The 26656-nt window shown below is 65.5% G+C and carries 22 protein-coding genes; 14 read left to right on the top strand and 8 right to left on the bottom strand.

The window, feature by feature from the left end:
- Positions 1-314: 314 nt before the first annotated feature.
- Positions 315-3188 carry a TonB-dependent receptor gene (locus QPK27_RS23840; RefSeq protein ID WP_290420662.1) on the top strand — a complete coding sequence of 958 codons (2874 nt, stop codon included), beginning with the start codon at positions 315-317 and terminating at the stop codon, positions 3186-3188.
- 74 nt (positions 3189-3262) lie between these two features.
- Here QPK27_RS23840 and QPK27_RS23835 read toward each other — a convergent pair whose 3' ends face one another.
- Positions 3263-4099 carry a branched-chain amino acid aminotransferase gene (locus tag QPK27_RS23835; protein WP_290420661.1) on the bottom strand — a complete coding sequence of 279 codons (837 nt, stop codon included), beginning with the start codon at positions 4097-4099 and terminating at the stop codon, positions 3263-3265.
- 149 nt (positions 4100-4248) lie between these two features.
- On the opposite strand from QPK27_RS23835, the gene QPK27_RS23830 reads away from it, so the two are divergent.
- Together QPK27_RS23830 and cls are read left to right on the top strand one after the other, a co-directional pair.
- Positions 4249-6372, top strand: coding sequence for a site-specific recombinase (locus QPK27_RS23830; protein ID WP_290420660.1), 2124 nt, complete (start codon positions 4249-4251; stop codon positions 6370-6372).
- A complete protein-coding gene (gene cls, locus QPK27_RS23825) occupies positions 6369-7757 on the top strand; it encodes a cardiolipin synthase (protein WP_290420659.1) in 1389 nt (462 codons plus the stop codon). The genes QPK27_RS23830 and cls overlap by 4 nt, the downstream gene beginning before the upstream one ends.
- Before the next feature lie 17 nt (positions 7758-7774).
- Here the strand turns inward: cls and QPK27_RS23820 are convergent, their stop codons facing one another.
- Both QPK27_RS23820 and QPK27_RS23815 read right to left on the bottom strand, forming a co-directional pair.
- Positions 7775-8611: a metallophosphoesterase gene (locus QPK27_RS23820; protein ID WP_290420658.1), complete on the bottom strand. Its 837-nt coding sequence runs from the start codon at positions 8609-8611 to the stop codon at positions 7775-7777.
- Positions 8612-8623: 12 nt separating this feature from the next.
- Positions 8624-9373 carry a phosphatase PAP2 family protein gene (locus QPK27_RS23815; protein ID WP_290420657.1) on the bottom strand — a complete coding sequence of 250 codons (750 nt, stop codon included), beginning with the start codon at positions 9371-9373 and terminating at the stop codon, positions 8624-8626.
- A 140-nt stretch (positions 9374-9513) separates the two neighbouring features.
- Here QPK27_RS23815 and QPK27_RS23810 point away from each other — a divergent pair, with 140 nt between their 5' ends.
- The 3 genes from QPK27_RS23810 (at position 9514) to QPK27_RS23800 (ending at position 12261) form a co-directional block, all read left to right on the top strand.
- On the top strand, positions 9514-9726 hold the full coding sequence (locus QPK27_RS23810; RefSeq protein ID WP_290420656.1) for a hypothetical protein: 213 nt from the start codon (positions 9514-9516) through the stop codon (positions 9724-9726).
- A 125-nt stretch (positions 9727-9851) separates the two neighbouring features.
- A complete protein-coding gene (locus QPK27_RS23805) occupies positions 9852-10865 on the top strand; it encodes a sulfate ABC transporter substrate-binding protein (protein WP_290420655.1) in 1014 nt (337 codons plus the stop codon).
- A 373-nt stretch (positions 10866-11238) separates the two neighbouring features.
- A complete protein-coding gene (locus tag QPK27_RS23800; protein ID WP_290420654.1) occupies positions 11239-12261 on the top strand; it encodes an SDR family oxidoreductase in 1023 nt (340 codons plus the stop codon).
- Here the strand turns inward: QPK27_RS23800 and QPK27_RS23795 are convergent.
- From QPK27_RS23795 to QPK27_RS23780, 4 genes are all read right to left on the bottom strand, one after another.
- On the bottom strand, positions 12223-12657 hold the full coding sequence (locus QPK27_RS23795; RefSeq protein WP_290420653.1) for a hypothetical protein: 435 nt from the start codon (positions 12655-12657) through the stop codon (positions 12223-12225). The two genes, QPK27_RS23800 and QPK27_RS23795, sit on opposite strands and share 39 nt — an antisense overlap.
- 121 nt (positions 12658-12778) lie before the next feature.
- Positions 12779-13759 (bottom strand): porin, encoded by a 981-nt coding sequence (locus QPK27_RS23790; RefSeq protein ID WP_290420652.1) that lies wholly within the window; start codon positions 13757-13759, stop codon positions 12779-12781.
- A gap of 170 nt (positions 13760-13929) precedes the next feature.
- Entirely contained in the window at positions 13930-14667 is a 738-nt protein-coding gene (locus QPK27_RS23785) for a helix-turn-helix transcriptional regulator (protein WP_290420651.1), read from the bottom strand.
- A gap of 67 nt (positions 14668-14734) precedes the next feature.
- Positions 14735-16432, bottom strand: coding sequence for a diguanylate cyclase domain-containing protein (locus QPK27_RS23780; protein ID WP_290420650.1), 1698 nt, complete (start codon positions 16430-16432; stop codon positions 14735-14737).
- Between the two features lie 270 nt (positions 16433-16702).
- On the opposite strand from QPK27_RS23780, the gene QPK27_RS23775 reads away from it, so the two are divergent.
- From QPK27_RS23775 to QPK27_RS23745, 7 genes are all read left to right on the top strand, one after another.
- The gene (locus QPK27_RS23775; protein ID WP_290420663.1) at positions 16703-17650 is read left to right on the top strand and encodes a LysR family transcriptional regulator; all 948 of its coding nucleotides are present in this window, start codon (positions 16703-16705) and stop codon (positions 17648-17650) included.
- A 20-nt stretch (positions 17651-17670) separates the two neighbouring features.
- A complete protein-coding gene (locus tag QPK27_RS23770; protein ID WP_290420649.1) occupies positions 17671-19119 on the top strand; it encodes a carboxylesterase/lipase family protein in 1449 nt (482 codons plus the stop codon).
- Positions 19120-19163: 44 nt separating this feature from the next.
- Complete coding sequence (locus tag QPK27_RS23765) at positions 19164-20021, top strand: oxygenase MpaB family protein (protein WP_290420648.1); 858 nt, start codon at positions 19164-19166, stop codon at positions 20019-20021.
- A 141-nt stretch (positions 20022-20162) separates the two neighbouring features.
- Positions 20163-21494 carry a Na+/H+ antiporter NhaA gene (gene nhaA / locus QPK27_RS23760; RefSeq protein WP_290420647.1) on the top strand — a complete coding sequence of 444 codons (1332 nt, stop codon included), beginning with the start codon at positions 20163-20165 and terminating at the stop codon, positions 21492-21494.
- Positions 21495-21506: 12 nt separating this feature from the next.
- Positions 21507-22841: a TrkH family potassium uptake protein gene (locus QPK27_RS23755; protein ID WP_290420646.1), complete on the top strand. Its 1335-nt coding sequence runs from the start codon at positions 21507-21509 to the stop codon at positions 22839-22841.
- Positions 22834-23538, top strand: coding sequence for a TrkA family potassium uptake protein (locus tag QPK27_RS23750; protein ID WP_290420645.1), 705 nt, complete (start codon positions 22834-22836; stop codon positions 23536-23538). Before QPK27_RS23755 ends, QPK27_RS23750 begins: the two co-directional genes overlap by 8 nt.
- Positions 23539-23800: 262 nt before the next feature.
- The gene (locus QPK27_RS23745; protein ID WP_290420644.1) at positions 23801-25537 is read left to right on the top strand and encodes a class I SAM-dependent methyltransferase; all 1737 of its coding nucleotides are present in this window, start codon (positions 23801-23803) and stop codon (positions 25535-25537) included.
- 421 nt (positions 25538-25958) lie between these two features.
- Here QPK27_RS23745 and QPK27_RS23740 read toward each other — a convergent pair whose 3' ends face one another.
- Positions 25959-26372, bottom strand: coding sequence for a hypothetical protein (locus QPK27_RS23740; RefSeq protein ID WP_290420643.1), 414 nt, complete (start codon positions 26370-26372; stop codon positions 25959-25961).
- Positions 26373-26452: 80 nt separating this feature from the next.
- Between QPK27_RS23740 and QPK27_RS23735 the strand changes: the two genes are divergently transcribed.
- Positions 26453-26656: hypothetical protein (locus QPK27_RS23735; RefSeq protein WP_290420642.1), on the top strand; the 204-nt coding region annotated here is incomplete at its 3' end.

The following is a 26656-nucleotide window of genomic DNA, read 5'->3' as shown; positions in this document are numbered from 1 at the left end:
CTCGACAGTTCAGTGCTCATCCACAGCTAACGATGACAGCGTCTTTTCTTTGGCGCAGTGGGTTTTGCGCCGGTCCGACAGGATGCGATGCTGCAAGTATGCGCCGACAGACATTTGTCAATCCCCGTTGTTAACTGTTGCGATTGCCAAACACTTTATTAATCCAATTTGACACTTGTTCATTCGAAATGTTTTTATGTCGCTCCCGGTGGTTTTACATCGTTTTACGTCATGCCGGGGAGACATCAACTACAACAGCGGACAGCGCGGGGCTAAGCGGTCACGGCGGTCTATAGCAGTTTCGGAGAACTTTTTTGATCAAGCAGCAACTCGTCATCAAGCGCAGCGTCATCGCTGTGTCCGTGGCACTGGCATCGGCCAGCACCGCCCAAGCGCAAACCCAGTCGGCACAACCGGCTGCAGCCGCGCCACAGAAGGTCTTCGTGACCGGCTCCAACATCAAGCGCGCCGACAAGGAAGGCTCCTCGCCGGTCTCGACCCTGAACGCCAAGCAGATCGCCGCCACCGGCGCCAACACCGTGGCCGAACTGCTGTCGACCATCCCGGCCTTCGGCTCGGGCACCTCGGTCGACGTGGTCGACGGCGGCTTCTCGGCCGGCGCCTCGACCGCCTCGCTGCGCGGGCTGGGTTCGTCCTCGACCCTGATCCTGCTCAACGGCCGCCGCATCACCGCCTCGGCCTATGCCGACCCTAACCAGGGCAAATCGGCCGTCTATGACCTCAACACCATCCCGGTGTCGGCGCTCGAACGCGTCGAGATCTTCAAGGATGGCGCATCGGCCGTGTACGGCTCGGACGCGATCGCGGGCGTGATCAACTTCATCACCAAGACCAACTACCAGGGCACCGAGATCACCGCCTCGACCAGCGGCAACGATGACGGCGAATTCGCCCGCCGCAACATCAGCGGCGTGACCGGCTTCGGCGACCTGCAGGAAGACGGCTACAACGCCTTCCTGAGCTTCGACATCTCGTCGCGCGACCACACCGGCATCCGCGACGCCAAGGACGTCAAGCAGGAAATCTACGCCGACGTGCACCAGCGCCTGGGCGAATACGGCAGCTACCTGACCAACCAGCCGTTCTTCTTCCGCGAGCGCACCAACGGCGCGCGCAATTTCGCCACCACCCTGGCCAACGGCGCCGACATCATCAACCGCACCGGCTGCGATCCGTCGCAACAGGTCACCGGAAATCGCGACAAGCACAACCTGACCGCGACCTCGATGCTGATCGGCCGCACGTTCTGCAACTACGACACCTGGAACAACTACGAAGCGCAGAGCAAGGGCAACGACGCCAACCTGCTGGGCAAGCTGACGTACCAGCTGACCCCGGACATCACCGCTTTCACCGAGCTGGCCTACACCCGCACCGAGCGCGAATACCGCGGCAACTCGAAGACCATCCTGTCGACCTCGCCGACCACCGTGTTCCGCACCAACGGCCTGCCGAGCGACTACCAGCTGATCCTGCCGGTCGGCCACCCGGACAATCCGTTCCCGACCTCGCGTTCGGCGGTCGGCTACCGCTTCACCAACATCGATGGCGGCGCCAAGAACGTCAACGAATCGGGCCGCTTCCTGGCCGGCCTGCGCGGCACCAGCGGCCAGTTTGACTGGGAAACCGGCCTGCTGCTCAACCGCAGCGAGCGCACCGAAACCTCGCGCGGCATGCTGTACCGTCCGACGATCGACCGCATCGTGAACGAAGGCCGCACCCTGGCCGAGACCGCAGCCGATCCGAGCGTGGCGCGCGACGTCGTCAACACCGGCTTCGCCCAGGTGTCGCAGCTCGACGCCAAGGCTTCGACCACCCTCGGCCAGCTCGCCGGCGGCGACATCGGCATCGCTTTCGGCGGCGAGATCCGTCAAGAGAAGCTGTCGATGAACCCGGACTACGAGACCCAGGTCGGCAACATCATTGGCCTTGCCAACACGCTGGTGGAAGGCCGCCGCATGGTCAAGTCGGCGTTCGTCGAACTGCGCACCCCGTTCACCAAGAACTTCGAGATGGACTTCGCCGGCCGTTGGGACAAGTACCCGACCGAGACCAGCTTCGTCCCGAAAGTCGGCGCCAAGTTCATCGCCAACGACAAACTGACCTTCCGCGCCTCGTACGCCGAAGGCTTCCGCGCCCCGGCCCTGTCGCAGATCGCCGAAGGCGGCGTGCAGTCGTTCTCGACCCTGACCGACACCGTGCGCTGCCCTGACGGCAAGAACCCGCTGCCGGGCGGCGATTCGTCGGACTGCCGCCGCAGCATCTCGTCGATGTCGGCCGCCAACCCGAACCTGAAGCCGGAAACCTCGAAGAGCTACTCGTTCGGCGCGATCTTCGCCCCGACCCGCAACCTCGACATCCTGGTCGACTACTACCGCATCCGCAAGGAAGACGAAACCGCGCTGCTGTCGGCCAGCTACGTGGTCTCGCACCCCGAGCTGTACGGCGATCTGGCGATCCGCGACACCAACCTGCTGAACGCCCTGATCGACGCCAACGGCAACCGCATCCCGGGCACCGGCCCGCTGAACGCGGTCAACCGCTACTACGTGAACCAGGGCGCGACCGAAGTGTCGGGTATCGACCTGGAAGTGGCGCACCGCCTGTCGCTGGGCGACATGGGCCGCCTGAGCACCAAGTTCGACTGGAGCTACCAGCTGCGCTACAAGCGCGCCGAACGTCCGGGCGAGCGCGAAGCCAACCTGGTCGGCACCAACGGCGGCCTGGCGGACTGGGCCACCTCGGTCGGCGACATCCCGCGCCACCGCGCCACCCTGTCGACCAACTGGACCCGCGACGTGCACTCGGTGACCCTGAGCGGAGAGTTCGTCTCGCGCATCTCGCTCGAGCGCCGTTCGGACAACTTCGACGTCTACCCGCAGCCGTACTGCTACTACGGCAAGGGCCAGCCATCGAGCGCCTACAGCCTGGGCGGCCTGGAGAAGTTCGACAACTGGGTGAGCGACTGCTCGGTGCCTTACTGGGCGACCATGCACGTGGCGTACTCGTACACCGGCTTCAAGAACTGGACCATCTCGGCCAACATCCGCAACCTGCTGGACAAGGCCGCGCCGTACGATCCTCGTTATTATGAAGAAGGCTTCAACACCCAGCTGCACAACGCACAGGGTCGTTACTTCCGCCTGACCGCAAGCTACAAGTTCTGATCGAACACGTAGCCTAAAAAAAACCGCCCGGTGCAAACCGGGCGGTTTTTTTGTTTTTCGGCGTCTTGCGCAGCTCAGCAGGCGTCGGTAAACGCCAGGTACAGCTCGCGCGCCTGGCGCGCCACCGGACCGGCTTCCAGGGACCGGTCTTCGTAACGGATGCACGGCGTCACCTTGCCGTAGTTACCGGTGCTGAAGATCTCGCGCGCGGTGTTCAGTTCAGTCGCCTTGACGCTGCGCTCTTCCACCTGCACGCCGGCCTCGGCCAGCAGCGCCATTACGCGCGCGCGGGTGATGCCGGCCAGGAAGGTGCCGTTCAGGGCCGGCGTCACCACCTTGCCGTCTTCGGTGACGAGGAACAGGTTCGAGGCCGCGAACTCGGCCACGTGGCCTTCGGCGTCGAGCATGATGGCCTGGTCGAAACCGCGCGCCGATGCTTCGCGCATGGCGCGGGTCGAGTTGGCGTACAGGGCCGAAGCCTTGGCGTCGGTCGGCGCCATGTCCGGCTGCGGGCGGCGCATGGTCGACAGGCAGGCGGAAAAACCGGTGAACGGCGGCAGCGGCGCGTCGAACAGGGTCAATGCGAACTGGCTTTTCTCGGCGACCGGGATCAGGAAGCCTTCCGAACCGAACACCAGCGGGCGGATGTACAGTTCGGCGTCCTGCGGGAACCTGGCCACGCCTTCGCGCACCAGCGCTTCCATCTCGTCCACGCTCAAGGGGCAGCGCAGGCCCAGTTTCTCGGCGGATGCGATCACCCGCTCCAGGTGCGGACGCAGGTCGGGCAGCTTGCCGCGCATGGCGCGCGCGCCGTCGAACACCGAGGAACCCAGCCACAGGCTGTGGTCCATGGCGCCGTAGAGAGGAGTGTTGCCTTCGGCCCATTGGCCGTTGTAGTAAGTCAGATACATGATGGTTCGCTTGGTGACAAAAAATGGCAGAAATCCGGTCCAGTGTATCGGCTGCACTACCCCACCGTCCAGTCACTTACTGTTCGTTGCTTAACCATCCTTACCGACCCCATCGCGTACACTACGGCTTTCCAACTGAAGTTGTATTCATGCTAGCTACTCTCGAACGGATCGATCCCCAAAGCGACAACATCGACCTGCTGGTCGAGTTGGTCTGCCACCTGCGCCCGCGCCAGCGCTGGGTGTGGCAGGGCCAGGACGATCCGGCGCAGGCGGTGCGCACCCTGACCCAGCTGCTCAAGGGTAATCCGGTCCAGGCCTGGGCCTTGCGCCGCTACATCACCACCCTGCTGGAAAAACGCCGTCACACCAGCCTGTACAGCGACATCGGCATCCTGTCCAACGACGGCTTCGTTACCGAACTCAAGAACCGCATCACCTACCGCTTCCTGCCGCCGGCGCTGGACGACCTGTACCTGTCGGACGCGCTCGACCAGCTGCTGTACCGCGAAGACGACTACGCCTGGATACGCGCCGTGCCGGACGCCGACTGGATGGCGCTGTTCGACATCATCGCCAATGCCCCGCCGCCCGAGGACGCCACCGTCGGGCGCGCCCGCGTGGTGACGCTGGAAGGCCTGCTCGACGCGATCCGCACCCTGTCCTGCCGCGTGTGCGCGCTGGGCCTCGAGCCGCGCCTGGTGCACAGCTATAGCCAGATCGAGAATTTCGATTCGCCGTTCCTGATGCAGAACATCGAGACCAACCACTACCTCGACCAGTACGCGCGCTATCTGGCGGGCGACATCGAGCGCCCGGACGATGCGCGCCATTTGCTGGTAATGCTCGACCAGTGCCAGGAAGTGGTGCTCAAGATCCGCCGCCTGGCGCTGTCGACCGGCACCAGCGTGGCCCTCACTTACCTGCTGGTGGCGCTGCAGCAATCCATCGACCGCCTGCACAAGCTGCTGTTCCTAGTCGACGTGCATGACGAAGAAACGGCTACCGCGCCCGCCCCGGTGCCGTCCACCACGCTGGCGCCCGGCCCGGACGGCGTCTTGCAGCCGGAGACCGCCCTGCTCTCGCCGCAGCGCCTGGCCGCGATCGCGCTGGCCGAGGAATTGATCGAAGCCCACAACACCAAATACCAGGTGCGCGGCCTGGTGCGCGACAACGTCGACTTGTTGGCAAGGAACGTCACCGAGAACGCCAGCCGCACCGGCGAGCACTACATCGCCGAAAGCCGCAAGGACTTGCGCGCCATGTTCGGCGCCGCCTCGGGCGCCGGCTTCATCGTCGGCTTCATGGCGCTGTTCAAGATCCTGTTGGGGTACCTCCGGACTCCGCCGCTGGTCGAAGCCTTCCTGTTCAGCATGAACTACTCGCTCGGCTTCGTCGTGATCCACCTGATGCACTTCACGGTGGCGACCAAGCAGCCGGCCATGACGGCGCAGCGCATCGCCGCCTCGCTGCACCGCGCCGACAACGGGCGCGGGCTGGACGTCGACCGCCTGGCCGAGCTGGTGAACAAAGTGTTCCGCACCCAGATGGTGGCGGTGCTGGGCAATGTGCTGGTGGCGTTCCCGGTGGCGTGGGCGATCGCCGCCGGCTACAACGCGATCACCGACAAGCACCTGGTCGACCCGATCAAAGCGCTGCATCTGCTCAATGACATCGACCCGATCAACAGCCCGGCGCTGTTCTATGCAGCGGTGGCCGGCGTGTGGCTGTTCGTGGCCGGCCTGATCTCGGGCTACTACGACAACAAGGCGCTGTACACGCGCATGGGCCAGCGCATCCAGCAGCTGCGCGGCCTGCGCCGCCTGCTCGGCAAGGAACGTCTTGCCCGCCTGGGCCAGTACATCGAGGACAACCTGGGCGGCCTGGCCGGTAACTTCTTCTTCGGCATTTTGCTGGGCACCACCGGCACCGTCGGCTTCCTGCTCGGCCTGCCGATCGACATCCGCCACATCACCTTCTCGGCGGCCAATTTTGCCACCGCGCTGGTCGGCCTCGACTACCAGATGAGCTGGACCCAGATCGCCAACGCCACCGCCGGGGTGTTCCTGATCGGCACCGTCAACCTGCTGGTCAGCTTCGGGCTGGCGCTGTGGGTGGCGCTGCGCGCGCGCAAGATCCGCTTCAAGCGCGGCATCCTGCTGCTGCAGGCGCTGGGCCGGCGCTTCATCGGCGCGCCAGTCGACTTTTTCCTTGGACCCAAGCACCGGCAATTGCCGCCACCCGATCCTGCCACCCTGAAGAGTTCAAAATGAAGAACAAACGCGTTGCCGCCTGGATTGCCGTCCTTGCCCTGGTGGGCGTGGTGGCATCGTGCAAGAGCCTGCCCGGGGCCGACTCGATGACGAGCCCGACCACGCAGGGGGTGCCGACGGTCGCTACCCAGCGTGGCGAACTGAAGGAACAGCAGGCGGCAGCGCTGCTCAAGCGGCGCTGGGCGCGCGCCTCGCCCGACCTGAAGGCGCTGGCGGTGCTGGAAGAACAGGCGACCAGCGTGCCGCTGATCGCCGGCAACAAGGTGTCGCTGCTGTTCGACGGCCCGGCCACCATGCGCGCCATGATGGAAGCGGCGCGCGCCGCCACCACCTCGATCAACCTGGAAACCTATATCTTCGACCACGACGAGATTGGCGCCCAGTTCGCCGACATCCTGATCGCAAAGCGGCGCGAAGGCGTGGTGGTGAACGTGATGGTCGACGGCGTCGGCACCCTGGCCACGCCGCGCGCGTTCTTCGATAAACTGCGCGCCGGCGGCGTCAACGTGCTGGTGTTCAATCCGGTCGATCCCACCAAGCGCCCCGGCAAATGGGCGCTCAACAACCGCGACCACCGCAAGATCATGGTGGTGGACGGCAAGGTGGCGTTCACGGGCGGCATCAACATCAGCAGCACCTATGCCAACAGCTCGCTGTTCCGCTCGAAAAAGAAAGCCAGCAATGTCAATGAAGACGAGGTCGGCTGGCGCGACACCCACATCAAGATCGAAGGACCGGCAGTAGCGGCCCTGCAATGGGCGTTCATCGACAACTGGGTGCACCAGGAAGCCGGCGAATTACCGCAGGTCGACTACTTCCCTCACCTGGCGCCGAGCGGCGACAAGGTGGTGCGGGTGCTGGCCACCTCGCCCGACCGCGATTCGGAAATCTACAAGTCGCTGGTGGTGGCGATCAACGAGGCCAAGAAGTCGATCCACCTGACCGCGGCGTATTTCGTGCCCGACCGCCAGATCGTCGACAGCCTGATCGCGGCCGCCAGGCGCGGGGTCGAGGTGCAGCTGGTGCTGCCGGGCGTGTCGGACCACGGCTTCATCAAGTCGGCCGGCGAATCGTTCTACGACGAACTGCTCGAGGGCGGCGTGCGCATCTTCCAGCTGCAGGTCGCCGTGCTGCATGCCAAGACCACGGTGATCGACGGCATCTGGTCGTCGATCGGATCGGCCAACATCGACCGCCGCAGCTTCATCCACAATTACGAGGTGAACGTGGTGGTGCTCGATCCGGCGTTCGGCAAGGATATGGAAGCGGCGTTCCGCGAAGACCTGCGCCACTCGAAGGAAGTGACGTTGCAGGCCTGGAAGAAGCGGCCATGGTCGGACCGCCTGCGCGAGGCGATGTCGCGCCTGACCGAATACTGGATCTGACTAACCCGATCTGACGTCTACAGCCCGGCAGCCATCATGCCGTCGTCATGCGGCGACCAGATGCTGCCGGTGCGGATGAACTTCTCGGTCGAGACCAGTGAAAACTGGCCATGCACCACGTCCCACCCATAGCGGTCGATTTCCACCCGCAGCGGCTCGACCCGCACAACGTTGAACGAATTGACTTCGCCCCTGCCCCGGGTCGAGGTCGCGGTGCCGGCCTGGACCACCAGCGCCGCGTACTCGTCGATCTGGTAGCGCGCCGCCGTGCTGCCGGCGTGGCTGGCGTGCATGTGCCCCGCCATCAGGATGTCGACCCCGGTTTCGGCGAACACCTCCATCGCCATCGGCGCGCGCACCACCAGGTCGCGCTTCTCGAAGCTCTCGGGCAGGTCGAACGGGTGGTGGGTGACCACGATGCGCGTCACGTCCGGCCCCACGCCGCGCAAGCGCTCGCGGATCGCCGCCACCTGCTCGTGGCTGACGCGCCCGTCCTTGATGGTCAGCGAGCGCGCGGTGTTGACGCCCACCACCGCGATCTCGTCGTCGATGTAGACCGGATCGAGGTCGTCGGTGATGTAGCGCCGGTAGCGGTCGAGCGGTTTGACGAAGCGGCGGAACACGTTGTACAGCGAAATGTCGTGGTTGCCCGGCACGATGATCTGCGGCCCGGGCAGGCTGTCGAGAAAGGCGCGCGCCGCCTCGAATTCTTCTTCCTTGGCGCGCTGGGTCAGGTCGCCCGAAATCACCACCACGTCGGCGGCGATGCGCTCGACCAGTTCGCGCAGCGGCTCCAATAAAGCCTGGTCGACGCGGCCGAAGTGCAGGTCGGAAAGGTGAACGAGGGTGCGCATCGAGGATCTCCTTTAAATTTCCTGGGGTGGCGCGCTGCCTTGGGCGCGTCGCTGGCGCGCCGCGCGGCGCCGGTTGAGCGTGGCCGCGCCGCTGACGCACACCGCCAGCCAGCCGCAGCCTTCGGCCAGTGCGGCCAGGATGTCGGTCAGGTAGTGGGCGCCGAGGTACATGCGCGAGAACGCGATCGCGCCGACCATCAGCGCCGCCAGCAGGAACGGCAGCACGCGCCCGAGCGTCGAGCGCGCCTGGCGCGCGAAATAGCAGGCCAGCAGCCCGTAGAGGACGGTGGCGGCCATGGTGTGCCCACTGGGGAAGCTGTAGGTAGACAAGGTCAGGATCGGCTCGTCGAAATGCGGCCGCGCGCGCTCGAAGGTGTGCTTCAGCGCTACGTTGAGCAGCATCCCGCCCGGCACCGCCGCCACCAGCGCCATCGGCCAGTAGCGGTGCCCGCGCCGCACCAGCCACACGCCGACGACGAAAGCGATGGCCAGCACCCCGGGCGTGCTGTGCAGGTGCGTAAGCAGCAGCAGGCCGTCGCGCAGCAAGCCGCCCTCGCGCGCGTGCAGGTGCAGCCACATGGCGATCTCGGCGTCGAGCCGGGTGATCGGGGCGCCGGCCACTACCGCTCCCGCGAGCCGCGCGAACACCGCCATCGCTCCCAGCAGGAAGACGACGCCAATGGTCAGGTGCAGGCCGAACTGGCCCTCGGGCGAGAAACGGGCGGCGGCAAAGCGCTGCAGGCGTGGCAGGACATTGTTCATGGTGAAGCGATTATGACCGACTTGGCGAAAAAACCACACACAGCAAAAATTACTGTATATCTGAACAGTAACTGTGGATTTATACAGTAGTTGTGTTATTCTTTCCTCACTGCACAACTACTCGTTAAAAGGTAACGCATATGACTACCCTGAACAGCTCCTTCGGCCTCGAACACGCACCGATTCCTTTCATGGTCCGCATCGGCCGTCGCGAAATCCTCGTCACCCGCGATTTCCGCAAGCGCTTCTATGCCGTCAACCCGATCATCGAGTGCGATACCGGCGTCGAGGCTGGCCACCTGGAAATCCTGCTGTTCCGCCGCTGGCTGCTGATCCTGTCGAAGGCGCACTGATTCGCAGCGGCGGTTGACGGGGACGGCCCTGTGAAAACCGCATATGGTTGCGCGAATTTATTCGTTTTCTTTGATACGGCCCGGCCCGTACGCTAGCGTTTCCCACTCTAAAAGAAAGAGAAGAAATGCTTCGCAAAACCATCTTCCGCTCGCTGGCCGCGCTGACCCTGCTGGTCCACTCGGCCGCCTTTACCACGGCCAGCGCCGCCGACGTCAGCCTGCTGAACGTCTCGTACGACCCGACCCGCGAACTGTACCAGGACTTCGACGCCGCCTTCGCCAAACACTGGAAAGCCCGGACCGGCGACAACGTCACCGTCAAGCAGTCGCACGGCGGCTCGGGCAAGCAGGCGCGGTCGGTGATCGACGGCCTGCCGGCCGACGTCGTCACCCTGGCGCTGGCCTACGACATCGACGCCATCCGCGACCGTGGCCTGATCAATGCGGGCTGGGAAAACAAGCTGAAATACCGTAGCTCGCCGTACACTTCGACCATCGTGTTCCTGGTGCGCAAGGGCAATCCGAAAGGGATCCGCGACTGGGGCGACCTGGTCAAGCCTGGCGTGTCGGTGATCACGCCGAATCCGAAGACCTCGGGCGGCGCGCGCTGGAACCACCTGGCCGCCTACGGCTACGCGCTGCGCCAGCCGGGCGGCAACGACAAGAGCGCACGCGATTACCTGGCGCGCCTGTACAAGAACGTCCCGGTGCTCGACTCCGGCGCGCGCGGCGCCACCACCACCTTCGTCGAACGCGGCATCGGCGACGTGCTGCTGGCCTGGGAAAACGAAGCGCTGCTGGCGCTGCGCGAACTCGGTCCCGACAAATTCGAGATCGTGGCGCCGTCGATCAGCATCCTGGCCGAACCGCCGGTGGCGGTGGTCGACAAGAACGTCGACAAGAAAGGCACGCGCAAGGTGGCCCAGGCTTACCTGGAATACCTGTACAGCGACGAAGGCCAGGACATCATCGCCAAGAACTACTATCGCCCGGCGGTGGACAAGTTCGCCAAGAAATACGCGTCGCAATTCCCGCAGATCAAGCTGTTCCAGATCAGCGAGCTCGGTGGATGGACGGCGGCGCAGAAGGCGCACTTTGCCGATGGCGGGGTGTTCGATCAGATCTATACCAAGAAGTAAGCTGGTCAGGTCGGCAACCCGCTGGCCTCATCCGTAGGGTTGGCGGCTCTGCCGCCGACGCGTTTAGCAGCATTTGCAAGCCGTGCGGCCAACCGAAAGCCTGTTGAACGCGTCGGCGGCGAAGCCGCCAACCCTACGCTTCTCCATACCTCCCGCTTTTCGATCCCTCCAGGTTGCCTGAACGCGTGGACGGGAAACCCGTCCACGCTACGTGACGGCACACGTCAACACGCAGCGGCCCAGCTTTCTAAATTAACTCTTGAAATCCCGACAACGGCCACGAAGTGAACAATTCACTCATTCGTGGCCTGTCCGGCAACACCTCGCCGCGGCAGTCCTTACCCGACCCACCAAGCACGGAAAGGAAAGCGCTATGTCAGTCAAACTCCGAAAAATCAACGAGCAAGTCATGGTCATCACCGGCGCCACCAGCGGCATCGGCCTGTCCACAGCGCGCATGGCCGCGCGCGAAGGCGCCCGGCTGGTGCTGGCGGCGCGCGCCGACGATGCGCTCGACGAACTGGCCAGCGAACTCAAGCGTGCCCACGGCACCGAAGTCATCACCGTCACCGCCGACGTCGGCAAGATCGACGACGTCGAGCGCATCGGCGCAGCGGCGATCGAGCGCTTCGGCCGCATCGACACCTGGGTCAACAACGCCGGCATCTCGATCTACGGCCGCCTCGAAGACGTCTCGCCGGAAGACCACCACCGCCTGTTCCAGACCAATTTCTGGGGCGTGGTGAACGGCTCGCTGGAAGCGGTCAAGCGCATGAAGCAGCGCGGCGGCGGCGCCCTGATCAACGTCGGCAGCGAGCTGTCCGACCACGGCATCCCGCTGCAGGGCATGTACGCGGCTTCCAAGCACGCGGTGAAGGGCTTCACCGACTCGCTGCGGCTGGAACTGGAAAAGGAAGAAGCGCCGATGTCGGTGACGCTGGTGAAACCGTCCGGCATCGACACCATGTTCGCGGTGCACGCCAAGAACTATATGGACAAGGAACCGAAGCTGCCGTCGCCGGTCTACGCCCCGGAACTGGTGGCCGACGCCATCCTTTACGCGGCCCAGTATCCGAAACGCGACGTGTTCGTCGGCGGCGCGGCCAAGATGAATTCGTCGGGTTCGCGCATGATGCCGCGCGCCTTCGACAAGTTCGTCAAGGCGACCATGTTCGCCAACCAGAAGCAGGAACGCTCGACCGACCCGGGCCGCCGTGACGCCCTCTACAAGCCCGACCACACGCGCGAACTGCGCGAGCGCCAGGGCATCTATAAAACCCATGAGCGCAGCCCGTACACCGCGGCCAGCATGCGCTCGGGTCCGGTCACCACCGCCCTGCTGGGCGGTGGCGCCCTGTTAGCGGCCTTCGCCCTCTCGCGGCGGCTGGCTCGTTAAGAAATCGGTGTCCTCCTCGGTCAGCGGCAGATCGGGGATGGACTCGATGCGATCCGTATCGATGTCGGCGCCATCCCTGGCGACGGCATCGCGTCCCGCGGCGGCGCGTTCACCGGTGCCGCCCATGTCGCTGTCGCCCGAGAAATCGGCGTCGCCCACGTCCGGGCCTGCCGTATCCCCCGCATGGCTCTGCTCCAGGTCGGAGGTCGTGCCTTCGTCGAAATTCAATACCTGATCGTCGTCCAGGTTGCCCGCGAAACCGGGGCCGCCCACCACGTCGCTGCCGGTGTCGGAAATGTCGCTCGGACCGAGCGCGTCGATGCCGTGGCCTTTGCCCAGGCTGCGGTCAGGACGTTCCGGGAAGTTGTCCGGATCAAGTGTGCTGGTACCAGTCATGATGCCTCCTCAATAGTTGATTGACCATGGAGACAGGGTACCGATTTTTGGCTTTCGGCGTCGCAACGTAGCCCATGTGCGTGTCCGCACAAAGCGGCTCGGGCGCAGACGCAGGAACCGTTCAGAAAGCGCGGCGCATGCCGACGTTGACCGCCGAACCGTTACCCGGCTTGACGCCGAGTTCGACGCCGTTCAGGTGCTGGATGCGCGAATAGGCAGCATAGAAATCCATGCGCCGCGACACGGCGTAGGTGGCGCCGATGGCCAGCTGGCGCGCGTCGTTGTTGGCCAGGTCGCGGTCGTTCTTGCGGATGAAGGACGCCAGCAACGTGGTCGAGCGCGTCACCGGCACCGCGACCCCGGCCAACACGTCGCGGCTGTTGGTCGAGCGGGTCGAGGCGATGCCGGCGCCATACGGATTGTCCGGATTGAACAGCGGAGAATTGTTCCAGCCGCGGCTGGCGCTGTAGGCGGCATACGCCGTGCCCCAGCCGAAGCGCATATTGGCGGCGACGATCGAGTTCTTCGCCGCCATCGTGATGCCGACCTGGTCGAAGCGAGTGACCTTGGCCACGTTGCGGTTCTGGTGCGCGGCGCGGATGGTCAGCGGGCCGGCGCTGAAACCCACCGACATGCCCCAGGCGCGGCCCGACGGCGAACCGTCGAGGTCGCCCTTGCCCCACTTGGCGCCGGTGTCGATGCGGCCCACCCGGCCCTGGTAGGCAACGCTGTCGTCGGCGCGTTCGCCGCGCGGCTCGGTCTGGCTGGCGAGGCCGCCGTGGAACGGGTCGCCGACGTCGTACAAGGTGGTGTAGTCGATGGTGTACTGGCGGCCGACCGTCAGTGCGTCTTGCCGTTCGCGCTCCAGCTTGCGCTCGGTTTCGCTGGCGGTCTCGAGAGTGAAGATGGCGCGCGGGTCGGCGGCCGGCACCTGTCCGGAGCGTGCCGCCAAGTGCAGCTCGGCCAGGCATGCCTCGGCGCAGACAGTCTCCTGGACTGCCGCGGCGCCCCTGCCTGGGGCGGACTCGTGTGGCGTTTCCTGCGCCGTCGCGGATGCCGCGCTTGCACCGAGCACGGCCAATGCAATGATCGACTTTCTCATGGCGTCATTCCTCTCTTGACGCCCACTATCCGCCTGTCAGTACGACCTGATCTGTCTAATACCTCACATAACTCGTAGTTTCTTAACAATGCTGAGCCGGATCAAACGGCCGAGCTGGATTCTCGCTCGGCCGGAAAGTCCGGCGCAACAGTGCATCCGTGCTCAGCGCGTCAGCGCCTGAGCGCCGCGAACGCCGCCGGTTCCCACTCGCGCAGCGCCAGCAGCAAGCCGCTGCCGCGCCGCTGGGCCAGGGGCGCGGCCAGGCTTTCCTCGTGCAACTGGGCAAACCGGGCGCGCAGCTGGCGCAGTTCGTCCTGCAGCCTGGCGCGCGCACTTTCGGTCAGCATGCCGTGCGCAAAGTCCAGCGACTCGCCCACGCCGTCGAAGCCGCCCTGGACGAATTCCGGCATGCCCTGCTCGCGGAAGAACCGGCGGATCGGGCCGTCCGGCAGCCAGTCGAAGTCGCGCGCCACGTTCAGGCGGATGCGGTTGCCCGGCAGCAGCGTGATCAGGCCGAGCCGGTCCAGGCGCAGCAGGTGGCGCAGGCATTCGGCTTCGTCCAGGCGGTAGGCGGCCAGCATGTCGGCCAGGCGCCAGTGGTTCAGCGCGCACACCGCCACCAGCAGCAGGCGCGCATCGGACACCAGTTCGCTTTCCTGCTCCGGGCTCAGGGTGTGCACGTGGCGCTGCCCGTCCTGCGCTTCCTGCGCGATCTCGGCCAGGGTAAAGCCGAGCAGGCTGCAGATGTCGACCAGGCGCTCGAGGGTAAAACCTTCGCTGGCGAACAGGCGCTTGACGCTCGGCTCGGACAGGTCGAGCGCGGCGGCCACGTCGCGGTAGGTCAGGCCCTGCAGCTTGAGCTGGCGCTTGACGGTGGCGATGATCTGGGTGATTTCGGAGCGGGACACGGTATTCATGAGGAACAGTGTGGCAGCGCCGCTGCCGCAGGACAAAATAGCCGGACCGGCTTGCCAATCACAACGGCACGGTGGCCAGCGCCACCGCGTTCTTGCCGCTGCGCTTGGCGGCGTACATGGCATGGTCGGCGCGCGCCAGCCAGGCATCCAGGTCGTGCAGGTCGTCCGGCGCGAACACCGCCACGCCGATGCTGGCCCCGACGTTGACCTCGGTGGTACGCAGCTGGAACGGTTCGCGCACCCGCTCGAGCAGCTTGCGCGCGGTGTCTTCGGCGTCGGCCGGGTCGGCCAGCATCTCCAGCACCACCACGAATTCGTCGCCCGCCAGGCGCGCCACCATATCGGTCTTGCGCACCGTCTGCAGCAGGCGCGCGCCGAACTGGCGCAGCAGCTCGTCGCCTTCTTCGTGGCCATGGGTGTCGTTGACCGCCTTGAAGCCATCCATGTCGATGAACAGCAGCGCCGCCGGCCGCATCACGCGCTGGGCACGGCCCATGGCTTCCGGCAGGGTTTCGAGCAGCGCGCGCCGGTTCGGCAAGCCGGTGAGCACGTCGCGCAGCAGCAGCGCCTGCAATTCGGCGGTGCGCGCGGCCACGGCCGCCTCCAGGCGTTCGTTCATGGCCAGCAGCGCGCTGCGGTTCTGTTCTTCGCTGCGCACCAGCTCGCGCATGGTGCGGGTCAGCATGCTCGCTTCCTGGAAACCGTAAATCTGCGGGATCGGCGGCAATTCCTTGCCGGCCGCGGTGGCTTCCGTGACGCGCTCGATCGCCTCGCCCAGCTGGTTCATCGGTTGCGTCAGGCGGCGCGCCAGCAGCGCGGCGGTCCCGGCCAGTACCAGTCCCAGCAGAATGCTCCACATCAGCATCCGGCGTTTCAGTTCTTCGGCGCCCTGCATGGCCTTGTCTTCGTCCTGGCGCACCAGCACCGACCAGCGCAGCGTGGTGTCGTTGCCGGCCTGGCCGGTCTGGCTGAAGCCGGTCAGGTAGACCTGGCCGTCCGGCCATTTCTCGCGCAGCGAACCGGTATCGCCCTGTTGCGCCTTGCGCAGGCTGACCGTGTCGATCTTGGTCTCGACCAGTTCCTGCGGACCGAGCATGACGGTGCCGTCGTCGCGCACCACCAGGATCTCGGCCCCGTATTCGCGCAGCGCCGGCGTCAGGAGTTTACGCGCCTGGCGCCGCGCCCAGTCCCAGCTCAGGTGCATGCCGAGCACGGCGAACAGTTCGCCGTCGTTGCTGAACACCGGCGTGGCGACGTCGACGAAGCGCCACGGATCGGGCGCATGCGGCAACAATTTATCGAGCAATTTGGCCGGGTGGTAATCGCTGGCGCGCACGCCCTGCTGGCCGGTCTGGAACCACGGCCGCGCGCTGACGTTGGCGCCTTCCAGCAGCCCCTTGGTCGAGGCGATCACCTTGCCGTCGGTGCCGGCCAGGCCGATCCAGGCGTAGTCGGGGAAGGTGTACTGCAGGGCTTCCAGCGCGGCGCGCGCGGACGCGGGGCTGCGCGCCTGGCGCACCTGGGGCAGCGCGGCCAGCACGCGGGCGTCGCCGGTGGCCTGCTCCACCACGCGGTTGAGGGCGTCGCGCATCTGCCAGGACAATTGCTGCAGGCGCAGTTCGGCTTCGGCGCCGGCCTGGCGTACCGCGAAGTGGTTGACCACCGCCAGCTGCAGGGCCACGGTCAGCGCCACCGTGGCGCACACGGCCAGGGTGATCAGGCTGGAGAGCCTAAATTTGCAGAGCAGACCATTCATGGGAAGCGGAGCGGTTGGCGTACGACCCCGTCATGATACCGAAGGAACTGGGAGTTGTTATCAAACAATATGATGCAATGCGGAAATTATATATGGCGAGCGAGCCATTTTGGATAAATCGCAACACTTTCACGCATTGTCACGATAGTGACCCGCTCGCCGCCGGATTGTAAAAAAGCAATCGTGATGCTTGTCAATACCCGCACCAAACTGAATAATCGTCTTGATATATCGCCATTATTCGATAAGGAAATATTGATGTCGACACATATGGACCGTTTCCAGGAGATGCAGATCTTCGCCCGCATCGTCGAGCGGCGCAGCTTCACGGTTGCCGCCGAAGAGCTGCGCCTGCCGCGCGCGACGGTGACGAATGCCATCAAGCGCCTCGAGACGCGACTTGGCGCCCGGCTGCTGGAACGCACGACGCGCGTGGTGGCGCCGACGCTCGACGGCCAGGCCTATTACGAGCGCTGCGTGCGCCTGCTGGCCGATCTGGGCGAAATGGAAAGCGTGTTCGCGCGCGCAGCGCCGGCCGGGCTGCTGCGCGTCAACGTGCAGCCGACGCTGGCGCGGCGCGTGGTGATGCCGGAGCTGCCCGCCTTCCTGGCGCGCTATCCCGGCATCGAGCTGCAGATCGGCGAGGGCGACCGCCTGGTCGACCTGGTGCGCGAAGGCATCGACTGCGTGCTGCGTGTAGGCAATCTGCAGGACTCGTCGATGGTGGCGCAGCAGGTGGCGCGGCTGGAACAGGTGACGGTCGCCAGCCCGGACTACCTGGCGCGCCACGGGCGGCCGGCGACGCTGGAGGAACTCGGACCGCACCTGGCCGTCAACTACATCTCGTCGGCCACCATGCGCCCGTATCCGCTCGAATTCCTGGACGGCGGCGAACTGCGCCAGGTGACGCTGCCGGGCGCGGTGTCGGTGACCGGCGCCGACATGTACATCGCCGGCGCCGTCGCCGGGCTCGGCATCGTGCAGGTGCCGCGCTACCGGGTCGAGGACGCGCTGCGCACGGGCGAGCTGGAACTGCTGCTGACGCAGTGGCAGGTGCCGTCGCTGCCGGTGTACGTGCTGTATCCGCAGAGCCGGCAGTTGTCGCCGCGGGTGCGGGTGTTCGTGGACTGGCTGAAGGAGATTTTCGCTGGTTTCGCCCAAGAAGCCATCCCGGCAGGCACGACGCCGGGCGGCACGTTATCATTGCCGTACCAATAACAGACTCCAGGAGACCCCCGATGCCACGTTCGCCCTTCGCTCCCTTCGCGTTCCTGACCCTGGCGCTCGCGGCGCCGCTCGCCGGGGCCCAACCGGCCCCGGCGGCGTCCGACACCCCGATGGTCGCCATCGACAGCGGCAAGGTGCAGGGCAGGATCGAGGATGGCGTGGCGAGCTGGAAAGGCATCCCCTTCGCCGCCCCACCGACCGGCAGCCTGCGCTGGCGCGCACCGCAACCGGTCGCCGCCTGGAGCGGCGTGCGCCGGGCCGACAGCTACGGCGCCGACTGCATGCAGCTGCCCTTCCCCAGCGACGCCGCCCCGCTCGGCACCGCGCCCGGCGAAGACTGCCTGACGATGAACGTGTGGAAGCCGGCCGGCGCCAGGGGCAAGCTGCCGGTGATCGTCTGGATCTATGGCGGCGGCTTCGTCAATGGCGGCTCGTCGCCGCCGACCTATTCCGGCGCCGAGCTGGCCAGACAGGGCGCGCTGGTGGTGAGCTTCAATTACCGCATCGGGCGCTTCGGCTTCTTCGCCCATCCGCAATTGACGCGCGAGGATGGCGACAAGGGATTGCTCGGCAATTACGGTTTGATGGACCAGATCGCGGCGCTGCAGTGGGTCAAGCGCAATATCGCCGCGTTCGGGGGCGACCCTTCGAATGTGACGATTACCGGCGAATCGGCGGGCGGGATGTCGGTGAATAATCTGCTGACGTCGCCAATGAGCGGCGGTTTGTTTGCCAAGGCGGTGGTGATGTCGGGCGGCGATGGCGGCACGGCGACCACGTCGCTGTCGGACGTCGAAAAGATCGGCGTGAATTTCGCTGCCGGCAAAGGCATCGCGGCCGACGATCCGAAGGCGCTCGAGAAACTGCGCGCCCTGCCGGCCGACCAGGTGGTGGATGGATTGAACCTGGCGACCTTCATGCGACAAGGGATGCCGACCTATCACGGGCCGTTCGCCGATGGGAAGGTGGCGATCGACTCGCGCGCGGCGTTCGCGAACGGGCGCATGCACAAGGTGCCGGTGATGATCGGCGCGACCAGCGCGGACATCGGCGGCATGACCGGCTTCATGGTGGCGGGCGCGCGCAGCCTGGCGGCGACCCTGGCCGATCATGGGGTGCCGGTGTATGCGTATCGCTTTTCGTATGTGGCCGATTCGATCGGCAAACCCGGCGCCGGGCACGCGACCGACATCCCCTACTTCTTCGATACGGTGAAGGTGAAATACGGCGCGCAGGCGACGACGAAGGATATCGGCGTCGGCAAGGCGATGAGCACGTACATGGTGAACTTTGCCAGGAACGGCGACCCGAATGGCGGCGGCCTGCCGGCCTGGCCACGCTATGCGCGCAGCAGCGACCGGATCATGGATTTCGCCGAGAGCGGCAAAGCGGTGGCGATGAAGGATCCGTGGGGCGCGGAGATCGATGCGGCGCAAAAGACCGCGCCTGCCAAGCGATAAGGCAAGCAGATACCGCACGCGCGATTGCGAGGAGAGGAACCGGGATGTTGGACACGATTCAGGATCTGCTGCGGCCGCCTCCCGGACTGGAATTCGATTTCAGCCAGCCAGCGGGCGAGCCGGCGCTGACGCCGCATGACGGCATTTCGTGGCAGGTGTTCGCCAACCCGGTCGCGCTGTTCATCGGCGGCGTGACGGCGGTGCTGCTCGAACTGGCCGAACCGTCGGTGCGTTCTGGCGTGTGGGACCACAGCAGCTTCCAGCGCGATCCCGGCATGCGCCTGCGCCGCACCGGGTTCGCCGCGATGATGACGGTGTACGGGCCGCGCACTGCGACCGAGGCCCTGATCGCGCGCGTGGTGCGGATGCACGAGCACGTGCGCGGCGCCACGCCGGCCGGCGCGCCCTACCGCGCCAACGATCCGCGCCTGCTCGACTGGGTGCATGCGACCGCCACCTTCGGCTTCACCGAGGCCTACCACACCTGGGTGCGGCGCCTGTCCGCGGCCGAGAAGGACGCCGCCTTCGCCGAAGGCGCGCCGTCGGCCCGGCTGTACGGCGCCGGCGGCGCGCCGCGCTCGTGGCAGGCGTGGGAAGCGCTGCTCGCGGCCACCGCGCCGACGCTGGAAGCATCGAACACCCTGGCCGACTTCCTGCGCATCATGGACGGGGCGCCGATCCTGCCCAAGCCACTGCGTCCGCTGCAGCGGCTGCTGGTGCGCGCTGCGGTGGAGATCACGCCGCAGCCGGTGCGCGCATTGCCGCAACTGCGCGCACGCGGCCTGCGCCGCGGCGAAGCGCACCTGGTGCGCCTGCTGGCGCGCGCCGCGGCGCTGGCGCCGCTGGGCGACACGCCGGCCCGGCAGGCCGCGCGGCGTATGGCGGCAGCGCCCGCGTCCTGAGCAGCCATCGGACGTCCGCGCGCCGCCCGGCCCTTGCATCGTCTACAATGCCACCTGGGTGATCGTGCCGCCAGGGCACGACAGGATTTGCGCTGGTCGGGCCGCCACGCGGCTTATTTGCGACCATCGCGACCATCACCCATGCAACGTATCGAACGACGACTCTCCGCTACCTTCCAGAACTTCATCGCCTCCGGCAAGGCCGGCGGGGCACTGCTGATCCTGTGCACGCTGGTGTCGCTGGCCATCGCCAACTCGGCCTGGAGCGCGCCCTACCTCAGCTTCTGGCAGCATTACGTCGCTGGCCTGAGCATCGAGCACTGGATCAACGACGCGCTGATGGCGGTGTTCTTCCTGCTGGTCGGCCTCGAACTCAAGCGCGAACTGGTCAGCGGCGAACTGTCCGACCTGCGCAATGCCATGCTGCCGGTGGTCGCCGCCGCCGGCGGCATCGCCGCGCCGGCGCTGATCCACTTCCTGCTCAACGGCGGCACACCGACCCAGGCCGGGGTCGGCATCCCGATGGCCACCGACATCGCGTTCGCGCTCGGCGTGCTGGCCCTGCTCGGCAAGCGCGTGCCGGCTTCGCTCAAGGTGTTCCTGACCGCGCTGACGGTGATGGACGACCTGGGCGCGATCATCGTCATCGCGCTGTTCTACACGGCCGAACTGTCGATTGCCTTCCTTGCCGCGGCGCTGGCGACCTTCGGCGCGCTGTGGCTGCTCAAGCGCGGCCTGGGCGTGATGACGCTCTGGCCTTACCTGCTGGGCGGCGCCCTGATGTGGTTCCTGATGCTGCAGTCGGGCGTGCACGCCACCATTGCCGGCGTGCTGCTGGCGTTCGCGATTCCCGGCTCGGCGCGCCAGGACGACGCCGCCTCGCCCTCGCACCGGCTGGAACACGCGCTGCACACGCCGGTCGCCCTGCTGATCCTGCCGCTGTTCGCCCTGGCCAACACCGCGATCGTGATCGGCGCCGGCTGGACCGGCCAGCTGCTGTCGGCCAACAGCCTCGGCATCCTGCTCGGCCTGGTGCTGGGCAAGCCGGTCGGCATCCTGCTGTTCAGCTTTGCGGCGGTCGCCGCCGGCGNGACCGGCCAGCTGCTGTCGGCCAACAGCCTCGGCATCCTGCTCGGCCTGGTGCTGGGCAAGCCGGTCGGCATCCTGCTGTTCAGCTTTGCGGCGGTCGCCGCCGGCGTCTGCCGCCTGCCGCTCGACCTGGCCTGGCGCCACGTGCTGGGCGCGGGCCTGCTGGGCGGCATCGGCTTCACGATGTCGATTTTCATCACCAACCTGGCATTCGTCGGCCAAACGGATATCATCACGGCCTCGAAGATGGCGATCCTGCTCGCTTCGCTGGTGGCGGGTACACTTGGCTTTGCCTGGCTGAAGTTGATGGGCGCGCCGCTGCCAACCGACACCGATCCCGACACCATGGATTTCGCACACCAGCCGGGCCCTGATGCGCGCTGACCAGAACGAACGATGAGCAAGATCCTCCACCCGGCGCGGGCGGTCGCGCTCGGCTTCCTGCTGGCCATCCTGGTCGGCACCGCGCTGCTGATGCTGCCGCTGGCGCGCGCCGGCGCGCCGGCCGACGCGGCGCCGCTGATGGTGGCCTTCTTCACGGCGGTGTCGGCGGTGTGCGTGACCGGCCTGACTGTGGTCGATACCGGCACCTACTGGTCCGGCTTCGGCCAGTCGACCATCATGGTGCTGTTCCAGCTGGGCGGGCTGGGCATGATGACGGCCGCCACCCTGCTCGGCCTGATGGTCAACCGCTCGCCCAAGCTGCGCACGCGCCTGATGGCGCAGACCGAGACGCGCTCGATCGGCATGGGCGACATCGCCAGCGTCGGGCGCGTGGTGCTGGCGGTGTCGGTGCTGTTCCAGCTGGCGATCGCGGCCTGCCTGGCGCTGCGGCTGCAGTTCGACTATGGCATGGCCTGGCGCGAGGCGTCCTGGGTCGGCCTGTTCCACGCGGTCTCGGCCTTCAACAACGCCGGCTTCTCGATCCACCCCGACAGCATGATCCGCTACGCCGGCGACGCCGGGATCCTGATGCCGATGATGCTGGCGGCGATCGTCGGCGGCATCGGCTTTCCGGTGCTGCACGACCTGCGCCACCGCTGGCGCGATCCGCGCCACTGGACGCTGCACACCAAGCTGACCCTGAGCGGGACCCTGATCCTGCTGCTGATCGGCTACTTCGTGGTGCTGCTGTTCGAGTGGAACAATGCGGCCACGCTCGGCCAGTTCGGCCTGTTCGACAAGCTGATGAACGGCCTGTTCATCTCGTCGGCGGCGCGCACCTCCGGCTTCAACACGGTGGACGTGGCGGCGCTCACGCGCGAGACCTGGGCCCTGCACTACTTCCTGATGTTCATCGGCGGCGGCAGCGCCGGCACCGCCGGCGGCGTCAAGGTGGGCACGGTGGCGATCCTGGTGCTGCTGGTGGTGGCCGAGGCCAAGGGCCACACCGACACCGAGGCCTTCGGGCGCCGCGTCGGCGCCTCGGCCCAGCGCCAGGCGATCACGGTACTGGTGCTGGGCAGCGTGGTGGTCGCCTTCGGCACCGTGGCGCTGCTGCGCATTTCGCACTTCCCGACCGACCAGGTGATCTTCGAGGTGATCGCGGCGTTCGGCAGCGCCGGCCTGTCGACCGGCATTACCGCCGACCTGCCGGCATCCGGGCAACTGGTGCTGGCGCTGTTGATGTTCGTCGGCCGCGTCGGCACGATCACGTTCGCGACCTCGCTGGTGCTGGGCGAGCGGCGCATGCCTTACCGTTATCCTGAGGAGCATCCAATTGTTGGGTAGGATTTTTACAGAACAGTTCGCGTTTTCGGCGAGCGACAGTGTGGTGGTCATCGGCCTGGGCCGCTTCGGCGGCGCCGTGGCGCAGTCGCTGATGCGGCTCGGCCACGACGTGATGGGCATCGATCGGCGCGAAGACCTGGTGCAGGTGTGGGGCGACCGGCTCACGCACGCGGTGCAGGCCGATTCGACCAACGAGAACGTCATGCTGCAGCTGGGCGTGGCCGACTTCTCGCATGCGATCGTCGGCATCGGGTCGGACCTGGCGGCCAGCCTGATGACGCTGATGGTGCTGACCGAACTCGGGATCAAGGACATCTGGGTCAAGGCGATGACGCCGGAGCACGGCCAGATCGCGCAGCGCATCGGGGCGCATCACGTGATCTATCCGGAAGCCGACATGGGCGCGCGGGTGGCGCACCTGATCACCGGGCGGATGATGGACTTCATCGAGTTCGAGGATGGTTTTGCGATCGCCAAGATCCATGCGCCGGCCGAGACCCACAACCGCACCCTGGCGGGGGCGCACGTGCGCTCGCGCTTCGGGGTGACCGTGGTGGGGGTGAAGCGGGCGAACGAAGATTTCCAGCATGCGCTGGCGGAGACGGTGATCCGGCCGGCGGACATGTTGATCGTGTCGGGGCCGACCAAAAAGATCGAGATGTTTGCGGCTGGCGACAAGAAGCGCAGATCCGGTTGATGCAGTGGGTTCGTTTGATCCAGCTATGGCCGGCCGATGGCGGCGTGCCCTGGTTACATGACTGAAACAGAAGGCGGAAGCAGTGAAACTCGAACTCACAAACGATTTCACCTTCGAAGTTTTCAAGTCCACTGCTTGACTCGGATAAAGCCCTACGGCGCCCGACCTGACCAATGTCCCTACCTTTGCAACTTACCGATTGCCCAATGGCAGCATAGTTCAGCATACAATTGATGGGTCGACAAAGCATACCGAAGGTCACGTGCAGTCAATCTCTCACTACGATCAGAACGCCGAGCGATTTGTTTCCCAGTACGAATCGCTGACCTTCGAGCATGTGCACCCTGCGCTTCTGGATCTACTGCCACCACCCGGAGCCACGATTCTCGACGTCGGCGCCGGCTCCGGAAGGGATGCCGCCTGGTTTGCGGCCAACGGATATGATGTCGTCGCTGTCGAGCCGTCGGAAGGGATGCGCATGCTGGCGCGCCGGCACCACCCTTCGCCACGCATTCACTGGGTGGCCGATAGCCTGCCGGACCTGGCCCAGGTCCGCCGGCTGGGCCTTACCTTCGATCTGATCCTATTGTCGGCGGTGTGGATGCACGTTCCGCCGGCTGCACGCCAGCGCGCCCTGCGCAAGCTGGCGACCCTGTTGTCGCCGAACGGCCGCATCGCCATCAGCCTTCGCATTGGCCCACCGGATGCCGACCGCGCCATGTACGAGGTGACGCTGCCGGAACTGACGGCGATGGCCCAGCAGTTCGGCCTGCGGCTGGTGCGCACCGATGACAGCCCGGACAGACTTGGCCGGCCGGGTATTTCGTGGATCACTGCGATCCTCGGGCTGCCCGACGATGGCCTGGGCGCACTCCCGCTGTTGCGACACTTGATCCTTAACGACGGCAAGTCATCGACCTACAAGATCGCGCTGCTACGCATTCTCGCCAGGATCGCCGATACTGCGGCGGGTGCGGCGCGTCATGAGGCGGAGTCCGTCGTCCTGCCAATGGGCCTGGTGGCGCTCTTCTGGCTGCGCATGTACAAGCCGCTGATCGAGGGCGGGCTGCCGCAGATGCCGCCCAACCGGGCCGGGAATGCGCCCGGCTTCGTGACCGACAACTTCACTGCCTTGCGCCCTCTTCGTCCGGTTGACCTGCGCGCCGGAATGGACTTCCACGGCGACGCCGCGCGCCACCTTCACGCAAGCCTGTGGGAGATATCCAGGCTGATCCGCGAGATGCCGGTGAAGTACCTGCGCTGGCCCGCGAGCGACGAGAACATCTTCCACATCAGGCACCAGCGCCGTACGTCGACGCCAACCAGCGTGCGGATCGACGATCCATTCCTGTGGAGCTTTGGCGAGTTCCACGTTCCCCTCCCGATCTGGGATGCGCTGCGCCACTACAACGTCTGGGTCGAACCGGTTCTCGTTGCGGAATGGGTGCGCCTGATGGAGTCGTATGCGGGGCAACTCGGCCCGACCATCAGCCGGACCGCGTACTCGCTTCTCGCATGGGCAGATCCAGAACGCGACACCCGGTTCGCACGGGCTGCCGTCGAACGGCTTCGCAGTCAAGGAAAGGCCGTGTACTGCATCTGGTCGGGCCAGCGCCTGAAAGAAGACTACGACATCGACCATTGCTTCCCCTTTGCCGCCTGGCCCTGCGGGGACGCGTGGAACCTGATGCCGGCATCGAAGCGGATCAACAGCGAGAAGTCGAACCGCCTGGTGACGCACACTGCCCTGGAACAGGCCAGCGCGCGAATCACCGAATGGTGGGAGGAGGCGTTCCTGTCGGCGGGAAGCGATGCACGGCACCGTTTCTTCTTCGAAGCCGAACAAACGCTTCCGATGCCGGACCCTGCCGCGTCACCGGCGGACCTGATCGATGCAATGAAGATGCAGCGCATCCGCCTTGCCAGGGATCAGGGTCTGCGGCCATGGGAGCCAGCGGCAAGCAAGGGACGACTTGTTCTGGCCCCGGGCTTCAGCTAGCCGGCATCCCTGCCCATCGGCTTACGTCACGACTTAGGCCGCAGCGAAGCCGGCCGCCTCAGAATCGCTTTGCAAGAAGACGTCGCCCGCTGGCAGAAAACGAAGCCCAACTGGCGGCGGCTTCGGTAGCGCGCCGCGCGTATAGACCGGATGGCAAGCAGTAATGGATGCCATCGAGCCTGCCATTCAAGACGCCAAGGCGAAGTCTGCAACGTCAGCGAGTTCAGGAAAGCAGTCTTCGATGAAAGAGTTGGCGAACTCGGAACCGATCTCAAGCGCATCCTCAGGGTCATAAAGACCACTGAAGGACTTGGTGCTCTTGTGGATGACCTCGCTGGATCCTGGAGTTTGTTGAGAGAGGACGGATGAGCATTCCCATCCGTCGCTCGACTCGACGATTCTCGTTACCACCAAGGAACAGTTACTTACTTCGAAAGTTAGGATCTTCATCATCAATCGCCAAAGAATGCGTATAACTATACTCTGCGGCAACGAAAATCACTGCGCTTTGATTACCTGAAAACAACACTCCATCGAATAAAAAAACGCCGTATTTATAAATGTTGGAGCGAGCATGGCTACCGCATCTCCGACACTGTGGGACCTTGCGAAAGCCAAGAAAGCCTGGATCGACACGGTCACAGAGCGCCTTCTGCCATACTTGCTGAGCCGCACGCACGCATGCGCGAAAAGCCTGTATCAACTTGTCGCCATCGACTTTAACGATCCGACCGGCACGCCGGTCAAAGCCGTCGTCGAAGACGCGGGCAACCGGTGAGGCTGAGCCATGACCGACAAGACCGAGCTGCCGGTGCCGCTCCTGCTTGACGGTCACACAGCGCTGCTTGGCCAAGCAGTACAGCCAGGGCCGCACGATGCGGTAGGGGCGGATCGGGTGCGGAGCAGAGGTCGGCCATGAAGATCGGACAGCTCGTGATGCTGATTGGTACCGACGGCTACATGCCGCCGATGGGTACCGTTAGCGAGATCAGCGAGCGGAACGTGCGCGCTCGGGTGCCGTGCAATGGCCATAGGGCGAAGACAGCAGACCCATCTTCATGGCAAAGAATAGAGGAGATGGCGGAAGCGGTGAGATTCGAACTCACGAACGGTTTCACC

Origin of the sequence: Massilia sp. YIM B02443 (genome assembly GCF_030411955.1) — a bacterium.
In the GTDB taxonomy this organism is placed as follows: Bacteria; Pseudomonadota; Gammaproteobacteria; order Burkholderiales; family Burkholderiaceae_D; genus Telluria.
The sequence above is the reverse complement of the archived record's forward strand: the minus strand, read 5'-3'. Positions and strand labels throughout refer to the sequence as shown.

What these genes read in the sequence shown, in the direction of transcription:
- QPK27_RS23835 (WP_290420661.1), bottom strand. Translation starts at nt 4,099, where the DNA reads ATGTATCTGACTTACTACAACGGCCAATGGGCCGAAGGCAACACTCCT.
- QPK27_RS23830 (WP_290420660.1), top strand. Translation starts at nt 4,249, where the DNA reads ATGCTAGCTACTCTCGAACGGATCGATCCCCAAAGCGACAACATCGAC.
- cls (WP_290420659.1), top strand. Translation starts at nt 6,369, where the DNA reads ATGAAGAACAAACGCGTTGCCGCCTGGATTGCCGTCCTTGCCCTGGTG.
- QPK27_RS23820 (WP_290420658.1), bottom strand. Translation starts at nt 8,611, where the DNA reads ATGCGCACCCTCGTTCACCTTTCCGACCTGCACTTCGGCCGCGTCGAC.
- QPK27_RS23815 (WP_290420657.1), bottom strand. Translation starts at nt 9,373, where the DNA reads ATGAACAATGTCCTGCCACGCCTGCAGCGCTTTGCCGCCGCCCGTTTC.
- QPK27_RS23810 (WP_290420656.1), top strand. Translation starts at nt 9,514, where the DNA reads ATGACTACCCTGAACAGCTCCTTCGGCCTCGAACACGCACCGATTCCT.
- QPK27_RS23805 (WP_290420655.1), top strand. Translation starts at nt 9,852, where the DNA reads ATGCTTCGCAAAACCATCTTCCGCTCGCTGGCCGCGCTGACCCTGCTG.
- QPK27_RS23800 (WP_290420654.1), top strand. Translation starts at nt 11,239, where the DNA reads ATGTCAGTCAAACTCCGAAAAATCAACGAGCAAGTCATGGTCATCACC.
- QPK27_RS23795 (WP_290420653.1), bottom strand. Translation starts at nt 12,657, where the DNA reads ATGACTGGTACCAGCACACTTGATCCGGACAACTTCCCGGAACGTCCT.
- QPK27_RS23790 (WP_290420652.1), bottom strand. Translation starts at nt 13,759, where the DNA reads ATGAGAAAGTCGATCATTGCATTGGCCGTGCTCGGTGCAAGCGCGGCA.
- QPK27_RS23780 (WP_290420650.1), bottom strand. Translation starts at nt 16,432, where the DNA reads ATGAATGGTCTGCTCTGCAAATTTAGGCTCTCCAGCCTGATCACCCTG.
- QPK27_RS23775 (WP_290420663.1), top strand. Translation starts at nt 16,703, where the DNA reads ATGGACCGTTTCCAGGAGATGCAGATCTTCGCCCGCATCGTCGAGCGG.
- QPK27_RS23770 (WP_290420649.1), top strand. Translation starts at nt 17,671, where the DNA reads ATGCCACGTTCGCCCTTCGCTCCCTTCGCGTTCCTGACCCTGGCGCTC.
- QPK27_RS23765 (WP_290420648.1), top strand. Translation starts at nt 19,164, where the DNA reads ATGTTGGACACGATTCAGGATCTGCTGCGGCCGCCTCCCGGACTGGAA.
- QPK27_RS23755 (WP_290420646.1), top strand. Translation starts at nt 21,507, where the DNA reads ATGAGCAAGATCCTCCACCCGGCGCGGGCGGTCGCGCTCGGCTTCCTG.